Source organism: Proteus hauseri (genome assembly GCF_004116975.1).
Lineage (GTDB): Bacteria > Pseudomonadota > Gammaproteobacteria > Enterobacterales > Enterobacteriaceae > Proteus > Proteus hauseri.
Genome location: NZ_CP026364.1, coordinates 1,105,589 through 1,119,162, shown reverse-complemented (window position 1 = coordinate 1,119,162; position 13,574 = coordinate 1,105,589). Strand labels below are relative to the sequence as shown.

The following is a 13,574-nucleotide window of genomic DNA, read 5'->3' as shown; positions in this document are numbered from 1 at the left end:
TTGTCGGGTATTTAATTGCTACTGGTTAACTCTTTGGTTAAATAACTTACTCACTTCTTCATTCATTAATTTACTCACTCACTGATAACAGTCATTTCTTTCAATTCTGTATGTCATTAACGTAATTATCTTTCTACCAAGTCTATTGGTGATTTGTCGATAATTTAATGCAGATTTTCCTAAGCTTTTTATCTCTTGAGTGATTACATTTTTATAATCGCGATAGGTTTATTTCGTTGAGGTGACTAAAAATACGTTATAGCCCAAGAAATAGCACGATTTGTATATAGACTCGATTTAGCCCTTTTTTGTTATTGATCTTACGCTGAAATATCAGTGATGTTCCGCACATCTTTTTCTCTTATATGTACTCGATTTTTGCACCTTATCAACATCCTTCTAACAAAGTTAATTTGCCTATTTTTTAATCTGTTGTTTGTATTTTCTTATAAACTTAAAACAATGAAAAAAAGAAATTATCAGCATAGTTAAATAAATATAGGCATAAAAAAGGCTAAATATTAGTGTTAAATACTATATGTTTTCTTAATATGGATTTATATGTTGTTTTATTTTTTAGTCGTTATAGTGGTTTTGAAACCAAAGTCTGCGTTTAAAAAATCACCACGCAGACACAATGGGCAAACGTAAACCGTTAAACGGCTTCTCGGAGGAAATGAAAATGGGTGATGCATTAGGTCTGATCGAAACCAAGGGTCTGGTGGCATGTATTGAAGCCGCTGACGCTATGTGTAAAGCCGCGAACGTTGAACTAATTGGCTATGAAAATGTTGGTTCAGGTCTCGTGACTGCGATGGTGAAAGGCGACGTAGGCGCAGTGAAAGCTGCTGTGGATTCAGGTGTGGAGTCAGCACAACGCGTGGGTGAAGTGGTTACATCACTCGTGATTGCTCGTCCTCACAATGACATCAACAAGATTGTTATCAAGCACAAGGCATAATTCTTGCCTTAGGAGAACGTATGGGTGATGCATTAGGACTTATCGAAACGCAAGGCTTAGTTGCTTGTATTGAAGCAGCTGATGCGATGTGTAAAGCCGCCAATGTTGAGTTAATTGGCTATGAAAATGTCGGCTCTGGCCTAGTAACCGCGATGGTGAAAGGTGATGTAGGTGCTGTGAAAGCTGCCGTAGAGTCCGGTTTAGAAGCGGCTCAACGTGTTGGCACTGTAGTGACTTCATTAGTAATCGCTCGTCCACACAACGATATTCAAAAAATCGTTGCCCAGTACAAAGTGACTGAATAACGAAGGAAATTGATATGAAAGAAGCACTTGGTCTGATTGAAACCAAAGGTCTCGTTGCCTGCATTGAAGCGGCTGATGCGATGTGTAAAGCCGCCAATGTTGAACTGATTGGTTATGAAAATGTCGGTTCGGGTCTGGTAACAGCCATGGTGAAAGGCGATGTCGGTGCGGTAAATGCAGCGGTTGAGTCTGGTGTTGAAGCGGCAAAACGTATCGGCACTGTTGTGACTTCTCGTGTTATTGCAAGACCGCATAACGATATCGAGAAAATTGCCGAGCAGCATAAAGCCTGATTATTCAGGTGCAGTAAAGCAAAAAAATAAGTTATTCAGCTAAATTTTTTAACTCCTGTATGGGGGATACCATGGTTGCATTAGATAAAGATTTGCAATCCAGACAACTGGCTCGTGAGCTAGTTCGTAATGCGAAAAACGCACAGCATATCTTCGCTAAATTTTCGCAGGAAAAAATCGACAGTATTGTAAAACACATCGCATTTGAAGCGGCTCGCCACGCAGAAGAGCTAGCAAAAATGGCAAACGAAGAGACAGGCTTTGGTAAGTGGGAAGATAAAGTACTGAAAAATACCTTCGCGTCATTGCGTGTGTATGAACATATGAAAGATATGAAGACCGTTGGCATTATCAATGACGATAAAGTGAAAAAAGTCATGGATGTTGGCGTGCCTTTAGGGGTTATTACCGCACTGGTGCCTTCAACTAACCCAACATCAACCATTATCTATAAAACCCTTATTGCACTAAAAGCGGGTAATGCGATTATTTTTTCACCACACCCTAATGCAAAACAGTGTAGTTTTCGTGCCTTAGAGATCGTGAAAAAAGCGGCATATGAAGCGGGTGCGCCAGAAGGTATTGTGGATGGCGTGACTTTACTGACACTAGAAGCAACCAAAGAATTAATGCACAGCAAAGATGTGTCATTAATTTTAGCGACTGGTGGTGAAGGCATGGTACGTGCCGCTTATGCATCTGGTACGCCAACCATCAGTGGCGGCCCTGGTAATGGTCCTGCATTTATCGAGCGTAGTGCGGATATCAAAAAAGCAGTTAGCGATATCATCACTAGTAAAACATTCGACAATGGTGTTATCTGCGCATCAGAACAATCCATTATTGTAGAACGTTGCATTTATAACGAAGTACATCGCGAATTATTAGCGCAAGGTGCTTACTTTATGAATGACGAAGAAGCAGCGAAAGTGGCTTCAATGTTATTACGCGCAAATGGCACCATTAACCCGGCGGTTGTGGGTAAAGATGCGATTTATTTAAGCCAACGAGCAGGCTTTAGCGTACCAGCAAGTACTCGCGTATTAATCGCGCTGCAAGATACGGTTTCACCTAAAAATCCGTACTCACGCGAAAAACTTTGCCCAATCTTAGGTATGTATATCGAAGAAGATTGGAAGTCAGCCTGTGATCGTGTGGTTGATTTGCTGACTAACGAAGGTTTAGGTCATACCTTAGTTATTCATACTCAAAACGAAGATGTTATTCGTCAGTTCTCATTAGAAAAACCAGTAAACCGTATTTTAATTAATACCCCAGCTGCATTAGGCGGTATTGGTGCAACAACCAATATAACGCCTGCATTAACGTTAGGCTGTGGTGCTGTTGGTGGCGGTTCTAGTTCTGACAACGTCGGCCCAATGAATTTACTTAATATTCGTAAAGTGGGTTATGGCGTACGCACCGTTGAAGAATTAAAACAACCTTGTCCTTTAGCACAAGAAGCGGCTCAGTCAGTTGTTTCTGCTTGTTCTGTTTCAAGTTCAAATCATCAAACAAGCATCCTTGAAGACGCTCGTTTTCAATCACCTTCTTTAACACCTGTTCATGCTGAATGTGCAACTGCGCAGCGCCAGACTCAAGGTGATGATCGCTTTGGTGCGACATCTTCTTATGCACAAGCCAGTGAATGTGTGCAACAAGTGGTGGCACATGGTGATATTACCGAAGAAAACGTGGAACGCATTATCAAGGAAGTTCTCGGACGTCTGAGTAAATAACTCATTGATATAAGGCGATATAAACCATGATCCTCGCAAAGGTTATCGGACACGTAGTAGCGACACAAAAAAGCCCAGAACTCAAAGGCAGTAACTTGCTGATGATAGCAACGTTAGATGATGAGCTTAAGCCACTGAAAAACAAAACCTATGTTGCAGTGGATAGTGTAGGTGCGGGTATCAACGATGTTGTGTTGGCTGAAGAATACTTTGCACTGAATAAAGATCGTTACAAAGCGATGTCTGTGGTTGCCATTGTTGAGAAGGTTTATCGGGACAGTAAGGAGTAATAACGACATGAGTGAGTTTCTGATAAAGCCCAAAATTCAGTTTGGCACCAATGCACTGAATTTCCTAGCTGGGTTAACTGCCCGCCGCGCATTTGTGGTGACAGATAAAGCAATGGTGAAGTTTGGCTTTGCAAATAAAGTTACTGACAAGCTACTGCAACGGGGGATTGAGTTTCAAGTCTATGATGATGTGGCATCTGATCCTGATATTTCAGCCATTGTTAGTGGTATGAAAATGATGGATGCCAACTATCCAGACTTGGTTATTGCACTCGGTGGTGGGTCTGTTATCGATGCCGCGAAAGCCGTTATGTACTCCCTCTGGCATACCCGTAAAGAGAGCAACAGAGTTAAACCGCAATTTATTGCGATCCCAACGACCAGTGGTACAGGTTCAGAAGTAACCTCATTTTCAGTGATTAAATCACGTAATGAAAAACTGGTTTTGGTTGATGAATTTATGTTGCCTGATGTCGCCATTCTCGACCCTGAGTTAGTGAAATCTGTACCTCCAGCAATTACTGCTGATACCGGTATGGATGTGCTGTGCCATGCGCTCGAAGCTTATGTATCTAAAGCAGCCTCTGATTTTACCGATGCAATGGCAGAAAAAGCAGTCAAGTTAGTGTTTAGTCACTTGATTGATTGTCATCACCAAGGTGACAACCTGTTAGCTCGCGAAAAAATGCATAACGCCTCTTGTATTGCGGGTATGGCATTTACTAACGCTTCTTTAGGTATTACGCACAGTCTTGCTCATGCGTTAGGCGGCGTGTTCCATGTACCTCATGGCCGAGCTAATGCGTTATTGATGACACATGTCGTTGCATTTAACGCCAATCTTCACGGTGATTGTGGTAGTGAAGCAGCACAACGTTATGCCTATCTCGCTCAAAGTTTAGGGCTACCAGCCAATACAGTAAGAGAAGGGGTAACCAGTTTAATTGTTGCTATCAATGTATTGAAAGATGAAATGGGTATGCCGAAGAGTATTCGCGATACCGGTGTTAGTGAAGCGGACTTTTATGCCCGTTTAACGGAGATGGTCGGACAGGCTTTGCGTGATAGTTGTACGCCGACAAATCCGCGTGACGTAAACACACACCAATTAGAAACATTATATCGTCAGGCATTTGCCGGTGTATCACACAGCTAATGCTCAACCGAATTAATACCGATTAGGTCAAGTAAAGAACATCAGGAGAGCCCCACATGGCCAAATATTCTTTGACGCCACGCGTAAAAATGCTGGCAGAACGTTTAGTCTCACGTAATAGCTCAATAAGCACCGAGCGTGCGACCATTTTTGATTCATTAGACAGCAGCATTGCCGGTGTACCACAAGCGATTAAACCAGCGCAACGTTTCTATGAATTTATTCGTCATTTCCCAAGCTATATCGCACAAGATGAATTGCTCATTGGTAGCCAATCTTCGACACCTCGTGGTGCTATTTTTCACACTGAAGAAGAAGTTCGCAGTGCTTCTATTTACCGCTTTTTAAGTGGTCAAAATAACGTTGGATCACCAGATTATATGCTGGTGGTTAATCAAGGCTTTTTAGCGATTAAAGCGCAACTTGAAGACAGAATTAGAAGTATTGGTAGTGCGGTAAATCGTAGTAGCATGGATGAAGCAAATTTTTGTAAATCAGCTATCTATGCCTGTGATGCGGCACTGTATTTTGCTCAAATTCTTTCTGCAAAAGCAGAAAATTTAGCAGCAATGGAAGGTAATCCATATCGTAAAGCCGAATTACTAGAAAATGCAGCTATTTTACGCAAAGTGCCAGCAAAACCAGCTGAAACATTTAAAGAAGCAAGCCAAGTATTCTATTTACTGCAATTAATCTTACATCTGGAAAACGGCAGCTATGCCGTTAATCCAATGGGGTTTGATAAAGCACTTTATCCGTTCTATCAACGTGATATCGATCAAGGCCGTTTAACACAAGCACAGGCTTATGAAATTGTTGAAAGTTTATGGCTGAAATTGGCTGAGCTTTCAGAAGTTCGTGCAACGAAAGAAGTTGATGGCTACCCAATGTTTGATGCGATGGTACATGGCGTTGATATCAACGATCCTCGCATTAGTATTAATGAATTATCAGAAATGTTGTTGTCAGCTCGCACTAACCTTTCAACATTACACAGCGCCCTACAAGTTCGCTTATATAACGGACGTATGAATAGCCAGCCTGAATATTCTGCACCATCAGCAGGTTTTGTTGCACCAACAGCACAAGCTGATAGCGAATTTAAAGTAATGGAAGGCTTAACGCCTCGTCTGCAACGCTTACGTAATCGCTATTTAGAAGCGCGCCCAAGTGTTTCTATTTATAGAGCTTTAGCATTTACTGAAATCGTACGTGAAAACCCTGGTTTACCGCCAATTTTGCTGCGAGCTAAAGCTTTCCGTCGAGCTTGTGAAACCGCGCCAATTTTAATTCAAGATGAAGAACTGATTGTTGGGCATCCCTGTGGAAAACCGCGTGCTGGCGCTTTCTCTCCTGATATCGCATGGCGTTGGGTTCGTGATGAACTCGATACCATGAGTACGCGTCCACAAGATCCCTTTGTTATCTCAGAAGAAGACAAAAAAGTGATCCGTGAAGAGTTAGTTCCTTTCTGGGAAGGCCGTTCTCTTGATGAAATTTGTGAAGCTCAGTATCGCGAAGCCGGTGTTTGGGAATTCAGCGGAGAAACCTTTGTCAGTGATCTTTCTTATCACCAAATCAACGGTGGTGGCGATACTTGCCCCGGTTATGACGTTTTACTGTTCACCAAAGGGATGAATGGTATTAAAGCTGATGCTCAGGCAAAACTGGCTGAATTAAGCATGGATAATCCTGCTGATATAGACCGTATCTATTTTTATAAAGCATCGATTGAAAGTTGTGAAGGGGTTATTGCTTATGCTCATCGCATTGCTGAATATGCGCGTGAACTGGCTTCAAAAGAGAGCAATCCACAACGCCGTGAAGAGTTACTGACCATCGCGCAAGTTAATGAAAACGTACCAGCTAATCCGCCAAAAACGTTGCAAGAAGCATTGCAAAGTATCTGGACTGTTGAATCACTGTTTGAAGTTGAAGAAAACCAAACAGGTCTTTCTTTAGGCCGATTAGACCAATATTGCTTCCCAATGTATGAAAACGACATCAAAACGGGCGTTTTAACCCGTGAGCAAGCACTGGAGATGATGCAAGCCTTTATCATCAAATGTGCTGAGTTAATGTGGATGTCGAGTGAGTTAGGTGCAAAATATTTCGCTGGTTATCAGCCATTTATCAATTTAACCGTGGGTGGGCAAAAACGCACTGGTGGCGATGCGTGTAATGACTTAACGTTCCTAATTATGGATGCCGTGCGCTTTGTGAAAGTGTATCAACCTTCATTGGCATGTCGTATTCATAACCAGTCACCACCACAATATATGGAAAAAATCGTTGATGTAGTTAAAGCGGGTATGGGTTTTCCTGCATGTCACTTCGATGATTCTCATATCAAAATGATGTTACGTAAAGGCTTCGACTTTGAAGATGCACGTGACTACTGCTTAATGGGTTGTGTTGAACCACAAAAATCAGGTCGTATTTATCAATGGACATCAACAGGTTACACCCAATGGCCAATTGCGATTGAATTCGTATTAAATCGCGGTCGTATGGTGCTGTTTGATAGCTATCAAGGCTTAGATACTGGCGATTTACGTGATTTACGTACTTATGAAGACTTTGACAGAGCGGTTAAAGAACAAATTGCGCATATCGTTCGTTTATCTGCGATAGGTACTGTTATTAGCCAGCGCGTACACCGTGATGTTGCGCCAAAACCATTGATGTCGCTGTTAGTTGAAGGTTGTATGGAACAGGGCAAAGACGTTACTGCGGGTGGTGCGATGGTTAACCATGGTCCGGGTCTTATCTTCTCTGGCTTAGCAACCTATGTTGATTCAATGGCTGCTATTCGTAAATTAGTTTACGACGATAAAAAATATAGCTTAGAACAAATCCGTGATGCGCTATTAGCTAACTTTGAGGGTTACGAAGAGCTATTACGCGATTGCTTAAATGCACCAAAATTTGGTAACGATGACGATGTTGTTGACCAATACGCATTAGATATTACGGAATGGACTGAGCGCGAATGTCGTAAATACAAAATGCTCTATTCCACATTGAGTCACGGTACGCTGTCTATCTCTAACAATACGCCAATTGGTGAGTTAACCGCAGCCACACCAAATGGCCGTTTAGCATGGAAACCATTGTCAGATGGCATCAGCCCAACACAAGGTGCTGATAAACATGGTCCAACTGCGATTATCAAATCTATCAGCAAAATGAATGTTGAAACCATGAATATTGGTATGGTTCATAACTTCAAATTCTTGAAAGGATTGTTAGATACCAATGAAGGCCGCCAAGGTCTAATCACCTTACTAAGAACCGCTTCAATTCTGGGTAATGGCCAGATGCAGTTTAGCTATGTCGATAATGAAGTACTGAAAAAAGCGCAAATTGAACCTGAAAAATACCGCGATTTAATCGTTCGTGTTGCTGGTTATAGTGCTTACTTCGTTGAATTATGTAAAGAAGTTCAGGATGAAATTATCAGTCGTACTGTGATTGAGAAATTCTAAATCATAGCTATTAGGGATGGTAAAACACCATCCTTTTTCATCGACAAGACAAGATTTAAATTTATCAAACAAGGATGTTTGATGCTGATTTGGAGGCGCAATGATGGAAACGGCGGCAGAAATTAGAGGCCGGATATTTAATATCCAAAAATACTCTATTTATGATGGTGATGGTATTCGTACTCTGGTTTTTTTAAAAGGCTGTAATATCCGCTGCCCTTGGTGTTCAAATCCAGAAGGTCTTAGCAGTGAATTCCAAGTGATGTATTCCCACGATAAATGTGTTGATTGCGGTAAATGTGTCGATGTTTGTCCGGCGGGTGTGCATTACATGACAACCAATGAAAATGGAAAACAAGTTCATCGGGTTGATCGTGCAATAGATTGTATTGGTTGTCGTAAATGTGAAGAAGTCTGTATTTCAGATGCGCTTGATATTATGGGAAAAGATGTTTCTGTCTCTGAATTAATGTCGATCATTATGCAAGATTACGATTTCTATGTTTCTTCGGGTGGTGGCGTCACGATAGGTGGAGGAGAGATGAGTTTACAAACTGATTTCGCCGTTGCGCTATTGCGTGAATGCAAAAAGATGATGATCAACACCGCCATTGAAACACAAGGTACAACGAATGTGGCTAATTATGAAAAATTGGCAGAAGTTGTTGACCAATTTCTTTTTGATATCAAACACATCGATACTCATCAGCATAAAGCGTTATTTGGTATTGGTAATGAGAATGTACGCCGTAATTTAGAACGATTAATGGAATTAGGGGCAAATGTGGTGATCCGTATGCCATTAGTACGCGGTTATAACGACTCTTATGATGCCATTACTGGTGCAATAAATTACGCCATGGAGTTATCGAAACGCGGCAATATTCAGCGCATTGATATTCTTCCTTATCATCAGTTTGGACGTAATAAATACGAAAAATTGGAAATGATCTATCCAATGAAAAGCGATCCAAGCTATACGCCAGAAGAATTAGACAGCTTAGAAGCCTTCTTTAAGAAGTTTGATTTCGATATCCGCCTTGTCCGTCACTAAGTAGGAGAGAATGATGAAAAGTTTAGGTGTTATTGAAACACGAGGATTAACCGCCGCCATTCAAGCCGCAGATGCCGCGTGTAAAGCAGCGAATGTTGAAATTGTTGGATACCGAAAAGTGGGTTCAGGGTTGGTATCTGTTTGTTTTCAAGGTGAAATTAGTGCAGTGAAAACAGCGATAGATCATGGTGTCGAGGTTGTGAGTCAATCTGAATTAGTGATTGGATCATTGGTGATCGCAAGACCTGAGCCAAGTGTTATTACTAAATTACTGACCATCAAAAGTAAGAAAAAAGTATCATCGGTTGAGGCTGTTAAATCTCAAACTGTCGTAAACAACATAGTTGATACAGTGGCAGAGAAAATCGCAGAAAAACCGGTAGAGCAAGTGATAGAAAAACCGATAGTGTCTTCATCAGTAAAAGAACTGGCTGATCCTCTTACACACAATGTGGTATCTGAAACCAAAGCGGTAGCGGATAAAACAGAAAGTAGTAAAAAAGAGAACAAGCCAGAGAGTCGTAAAGGTAAAAAATAATGATTAATCAACAGCTCATGGGAAAAATTCTCTCTCGTTTACCGGCTCAATGCATGGTGATGGGAGAAACGCAAGGAATGGCTATCCCTGTTGGTATTTCTAATCGACATGTACATCTTTCACAGCAAGATGTTGAAGCATTATTTGGTCAAGGTTATCAGCTTACCCCATTTAAAGATCTAAAACAGCCGGGTCAGTTTGCAGCAAAAGAGTGTGTGATTGTGGTGGGATCTAAAGGTTCGATAAGTAAAGTGCGTGTATTGGGACCCGTTCGCCCACAAAGCCAATTAGAAATTTCGAAAGCAGACTGTTTTGCTTTGGGTATTAAAGCGCCAGTGCGTGAATCGGGAGATTTAGTTGGTTCTGGCAATGCCGTTTTAATGGGGCCTGCTGGCCATGTTGAACTGAAAGAGCAAGTTATTTGCGCTCAACGCCATATTCATATGAGTGAAGTGGATGCGACAGTATTAAATGTGAGCAATGGGCAAAAAGTGCACGTTAAAACAGAAGGTGAACGTAGCCTGATTTTTGATGAAGTGGTTGTTCGTGTAAGTAGCAAATTTGTGTTGGAATTTCATATTGATACTGATGAAGCCAATGCGGCAGGACTTCGCAATAACGACAGCGTGTTTATTGTCAGCTAAGACAATGAGGTGACGTAATGGACAATCAGCTAATAGAAAGGATTGTAGCAGAAATAGAAAAACGAATGAAAAAATCGGTGCTGTTGGCATTAACGCCAGCGCCAGGATATCGAGATGAAATCTGTCAACGTATCGGGACTTTTTCAGTAATTCGATTTTCTCTTTTTGTCACAGCACAAGCTCAAACCTGTCATGATTTGTCGAAATGGTGTCATCTAGGTGATATATATAAAGCAGATGAGTTTGATATCAACCAATTATCTTCTTATGGTGCTTTATTTATTCCCTATTTTGATAAAAAGCTGGTGGGTGAAATTGTTAACGGACTATTTATTAGTGAAGAAGGGAAATTAATTCATTCAGCACTGGCTCAAAATATTCCCGTTATAGCACTACCTTATTTTTGCCAACCAGAAAGTGAATTAAATGAGATTTTAGGTTTAAATAAAAATAAAGAGTATAACCTGCTTATTCAGGAAAATATTAATCGATTAAAATTATTAGGTGTTTGTTTTTACTCTATCAATGAAGTAGAAACTTATTTAGTTAATAATGATGTTAATCTTAATAAAAAACTTGAACATTATCCTGAAATAAAAAAAGAGAATAATAATCGCTATATTACTTTAAATGAAGTAATGAATAAGCCTGGAGAATACTGTTTATCACAAGATAAATTAACTGATTCTGCTATTGAATATTTAAAAAGTTTGAAAAATTAATATTAAATTATATCTGATAACTCAGGAGTCTTATTATGTCACCAAAAGCTAAATCATGGCTTTGGATGCTGGCGGTTATTATTTCAGAAACCTCAGCAACCTCTACATTAAAAATGTTTGATAATAGTGAAGGTACAACCAAAACATTATTATTAGGTTTAATTGTTGTTCTTTATGTTATTTGTTATTACTCATTATCACGCGCAGTGAAAAATATTCCAGTTGGTTTAGCTTATGCCACTTGGTCTGGCACGGGTATTTTAGTTGTATCCTCGTTGGGTATGGTTTTTTATGGCCAGCACCCTGATACAGCAGCAATGATAGGTATGGCGGTGATTGCCAGTGGTATCGTGATTATGAATCTCTTCTCGAAAATGGGCTCAGAAGAGGAAGAAGAAACCACCGAAACACAACCGGTTAAACAAGCTGCATCGTCAGCCAATAAATAACGCTATTTATTAGCAAATAAAGAATAGATAACAACGTTATTAATATAAATAAGGATAACAATTATGCTTACCGGATTCTTATGGCTGGCACTCTCTATTGGTTCTGAAATTACAGGAACCTCAATGATTAAAAAAACCAATGGCTTTAGTAAATTAGCTCCTTCTGTTTTAGTGATTGCTGCTTACTGTATTTGTTATTTCGCCTTAACGCGTGCAATGGGATATATCCCTGTGGGTGTCGCGTATTCATTATGGTGTGGATTTGGTATTGTGGGTGTAACATTAGTTGCCATGATTCTATATAAACAAAAACCAGATTTACCGGCTATATTTTCAATGGCGCTAATTATCTCTGGTGGGATAATTATGAATACTTTTTCTACAATGTAATTGAATAATTTAAATCAGATACTTAATTTATCTTATTAATTTAAATGTCGATATGTGATTAATCATTATCGGCATTTTTATCATTGAATATTTTCTCTTTCTTAAAATGAACATTAGTTAGAGAAGATGTTTTTTTTTAAATTTTTATAAATATAATAATTGGTAGGCTGTTATTTAAAAATAATTCACATAAGGATGATATATGCTTGGAATAAATTTTGGTATGGATATGTATATTAAAAAAATAAATAGTAGTTCTACAGAAAACTATTCCAAGGGAAAAGCTATTGATAGTAGTATTAGTCATATTTGTAATAAAAATACAAATTTTAATATATCTAATCGAGTTGAAAAAATAGTAACAAAAATATCTTCTCAATTAAATGATAAGATTGAAGAGCAAAAAATATATAATCAATCAGGTAGTATTGATATTCCGCCAGAATTACCACTTAGAAAAATAAAAGCAAACATTCCGCCAAAATTACCACCTAGAAGAATGCACGCAAATATTCCATCTAGAGTCTTAAAAAAGACTACACTGGATTTGAATACACTAGTACCTACTCAGACAATATCATCCAGTATTTTAAAATCTACACCTCATATTTTTAATAAGGAAGGTAAAGGAAAAGTAGCAAATTCTTCGGATTTTTTAACAGCTGTAAACAGTAGACTAAAGCATGATGTGTTAGATAAAGAGGATAAATTAAATGAGAGTGAAAAATTTTTTAATAATTTAATATCAAAGGATTATTTATCTTCTAGATATGAAAAAGTAGATAGTTCTAGATTTAATATTAAATTAAGTAGAGAAACTCTATTAAAATGTAATAATGATAATAAGTTACCTGCTAATATAATGAGCGGTACTAAAAATAACGCCTTAAGAATTGCTTCGCAATACCCCTTAAGTGATACAGGAAATATGGAGAATTATTTAAATTCTCTAATAGAGAATGAAATTGATACCGTTTATATTCTCGCATCAGATGATGATATTAAAAATAAATTAAATAATGAGAAATATTTTAGAGATAATAATAAATATAATGATGTAAAGATAGAGGATAACTCTGATAAGTCTAAAATGATTCTCAGTGGTAAACAAGATCTTTTAGATCTAAAAGTTTATCCTAAAAGAATATATTCATTATTGAAAGAAAGAAAAGTAAATTTTGTCCATATTCATAATTGGAAAGATCACACTGCAGTAGATGCAACAAAACTAAAAGAGACACTCGCCTTATCAAAAAAGAAATTAGATATTTCTCCTGGTTCAAATAGTTTGATACATTGCCTTGCTGGTGTTGGTAGAACGATGGAAATGTTTCTTGTTGAAAAAATGATGAATATGTCGTCTGCTGAAAAACAAAATACAAGTTTAGAAGAAATGGTACATGAAATAAGAGAAAAAAGAACACCATTAGCACTGTATCAAATTGAACAGCTTGCAGAATTAACAGTATTTGCTTTGGAAAACGATATTCCATTATTAAAAAAATAACTCCCATTAAATAAAATCCCCATTGCATTCACAATGGG

14 protein-coding genes are annotated in these 13,574 nt (G+C 38.8%); all 14 read left to right on the top strand.

From position 1 onward, the window contains the following. The first annotated feature begins 682 nt into the window (after positions 1-682). The 14 genes from PH4a_RS05130 to PH4a_RS05065 all read left to right on the top strand — a co-directional run bounded on the left by PH4a_RS05130 (position 683) and on the right by PH4a_RS05065 (position 13,536). A complete protein-coding gene (locus PH4a_RS05130) occupies positions 683-961 on the top strand; it encodes a BMC domain-containing protein (protein WP_004249182.1) in 279 nt (92 codons plus the stop codon). 20 nt (positions 962-981) lie between these two features. Next, entirely contained in the window at positions 982-1,266 is a 285-nt protein-coding gene (locus PH4a_RS05125) for a BMC domain-containing protein (RefSeq protein ID WP_006536329.1), read from the top strand. 14 nt (positions 1,267-1,280) lie between these two features. Next, the gene (locus tag PH4a_RS05120) at positions 1,281-1,559 is read left to right on the top strand and encodes a BMC domain-containing protein (RefSeq protein ID WP_064721255.1); all 279 of its coding nucleotides are present in this window, start codon (positions 1,281-1,283) and stop codon (positions 1,557-1,559) included. A gap of 71 nt (positions 1,560-1,630) precedes the next feature. Further along, positions 1,631-3,298, top strand: coding sequence for an acetaldehyde dehydrogenase (acetylating) (locus tag PH4a_RS05115; protein ID WP_129038260.1), 1,668 nt, complete (start codon positions 1,631-1,633; stop codon positions 3,296-3,298). Positions 3,299-3,324: 26 nt separating this feature from the next. Further along, entirely contained in the window at positions 3,325-3,588 is a 264-nt protein-coding gene (locus PH4a_RS05110) for a EutN/CcmL family microcompartment protein (protein ID WP_064721253.1), read from the top strand. 7 nt (positions 3,589-3,595) lie between these two features. Next, on the top strand, positions 3,596-4,744 hold the full coding sequence (locus PH4a_RS05105) for a 1-propanol dehydrogenase PduQ (protein ID WP_129038258.1): 1,149 nt from the start codon (positions 3,596-3,598) through the stop codon (positions 4,742-4,744). 56 nt (positions 4,745-4,800) lie between these two features. Next, positions 4,801-8,232, top strand: a complete 3,432-nt coding sequence (gene cutC, locus PH4a_RS05100; RefSeq protein WP_129038256.1) for a choline trimethylamine-lyase — start codon at positions 4,801-4,803, stop codon at positions 8,230-8,232. A gap of 103 nt (positions 8,233-8,335) precedes the next feature. Beyond that, positions 8,336-9,286, top strand: a complete 951-nt coding sequence (gene cutD / locus PH4a_RS05095) for a choline TMA-lyase-activating enzyme (protein WP_129041813.1) — start codon at positions 8,336-8,338, stop codon at positions 9,284-9,286. A gap of 13 nt (positions 9,287-9,299) precedes the next feature. After that, the gene (locus PH4a_RS05090; protein WP_129041811.1) at positions 9,300-9,824 is read left to right on the top strand and encodes a BMC domain-containing protein; all 525 of its coding nucleotides are present in this window, start codon (positions 9,300-9,302) and stop codon (positions 9,822-9,824) included. After that, positions 9,824-10,468 carry a phosphate propanoyltransferase gene (locus PH4a_RS05085; protein WP_129038254.1) on the top strand — a complete coding sequence of 215 codons (645 nt, stop codon included), beginning with the start codon at positions 9,824-9,826 and terminating at the stop codon, positions 10,466-10,468. The genes PH4a_RS05090 and PH4a_RS05085 overlap by 1 nt, the downstream gene beginning before the upstream one ends. A gap of 17 nt (positions 10,469-10,485) precedes the next feature. Beyond that, a complete protein-coding gene (locus tag PH4a_RS05080) occupies positions 10,486-11,190 on the top strand; it encodes a hypothetical protein (protein WP_129038253.1) in 705 nt (234 codons plus the stop codon). A gap of 35 nt (positions 11,191-11,225) precedes the next feature. Beyond that, positions 11,226-11,639, top strand: a complete 414-nt coding sequence (locus PH4a_RS05075; RefSeq protein WP_129038251.1) for a DMT family transporter — start codon at positions 11,226-11,228, stop codon at positions 11,637-11,639. Between the two features lie 63 nt (positions 11,640-11,702). Further along, positions 11,703-12,029, top strand: coding sequence for a DMT family transporter (locus tag PH4a_RS05070; RefSeq protein WP_164971531.1), 327 nt, complete (start codon positions 11,703-11,705; stop codon positions 12,027-12,029). A 202-nt stretch (positions 12,030-12,231) separates the two neighbouring features. Then, entirely contained in the window at positions 12,232-13,536 is a 1,305-nt protein-coding gene (locus PH4a_RS05065; RefSeq protein ID WP_129038247.1) for a protein-tyrosine phosphatase family protein, read from the top strand. The last annotated feature ends 38 nt before the right edge of the window (positions 13,537-13,574 follow it).

Bases quoted from the DNA above. Each gene is read 5' to 3' on its own strand.
- PH4a_RS05075 (WP_129038251.1), top strand. From the start codon at position 11,226: ATGTCACCAAAAGCTAAATCATGGCTTTGGATGCTGGCGGTTATTATT.
- PH4a_RS05120 (WP_064721255.1), top strand. From the start codon at position 1,281: ATGAAAGAAGCACTTGGTCTGATTGAAACCAAAGGTCTCGTTGCCTGC.
- cutC (WP_129038256.1), top strand. From the start codon at position 4,801: ATGGCCAAATATTCTTTGACGCCACGCGTAAAAATGCTGGCAGAACGT.
- PH4a_RS05065 (WP_129038247.1), top strand. From the start codon at position 12,232: ATGCTTGGAATAAATTTTGGTATGGATATGTATATTAAAAAAATAAAT.
- cutD (WP_129041813.1), top strand. From the start codon at position 8,336: ATGGAAACGGCGGCAGAAATTAGAGGCCGGATATTTAATATCCAAAAA.
- PH4a_RS05080 (WP_129038253.1), top strand. From the start codon at position 10,486: ATGGACAATCAGCTAATAGAAAGGATTGTAGCAGAAATAGAAAAACGA.
- PH4a_RS05125 (WP_006536329.1), top strand. From the start codon at position 982: ATGGGTGATGCATTAGGACTTATCGAAACGCAAGGCTTAGTTGCTTGT.
- PH4a_RS05085 (WP_129038254.1), top strand. From the start codon at position 9,824: ATGATTAATCAACAGCTCATGGGAAAAATTCTCTCTCGTTTACCGGCT.
- PH4a_RS05070 (WP_164971531.1), top strand. From the start codon at position 11,703: ATGCTTACCGGATTCTTATGGCTGGCACTCTCTATTGGTTCTGAAATT.
- PH4a_RS05115 (WP_129038260.1), top strand. From the start codon at position 1,631: ATGGTTGCATTAGATAAAGATTTGCAATCCAGACAACTGGCTCGTGAG.
- PH4a_RS05105 (WP_129038258.1), top strand. From the start codon at position 3,596: ATGAGTGAGTTTCTGATAAAGCCCAAAATTCAGTTTGGCACCAATGCA.
- PH4a_RS05110 (WP_064721253.1), top strand. From the start codon at position 3,325: ATGATCCTCGCAAAGGTTATCGGACACGTAGTAGCGACACAAAAAAGC.
- PH4a_RS05090 (WP_129041811.1), top strand. From the start codon at position 9,300: ATGAAAAGTTTAGGTGTTATTGAAACACGAGGATTAACCGCCGCCATT.
- PH4a_RS05130 (WP_004249182.1), top strand. From the start codon at position 683: ATGGGTGATGCATTAGGTCTGATCGAAACCAAGGGTCTGGTGGCATGT.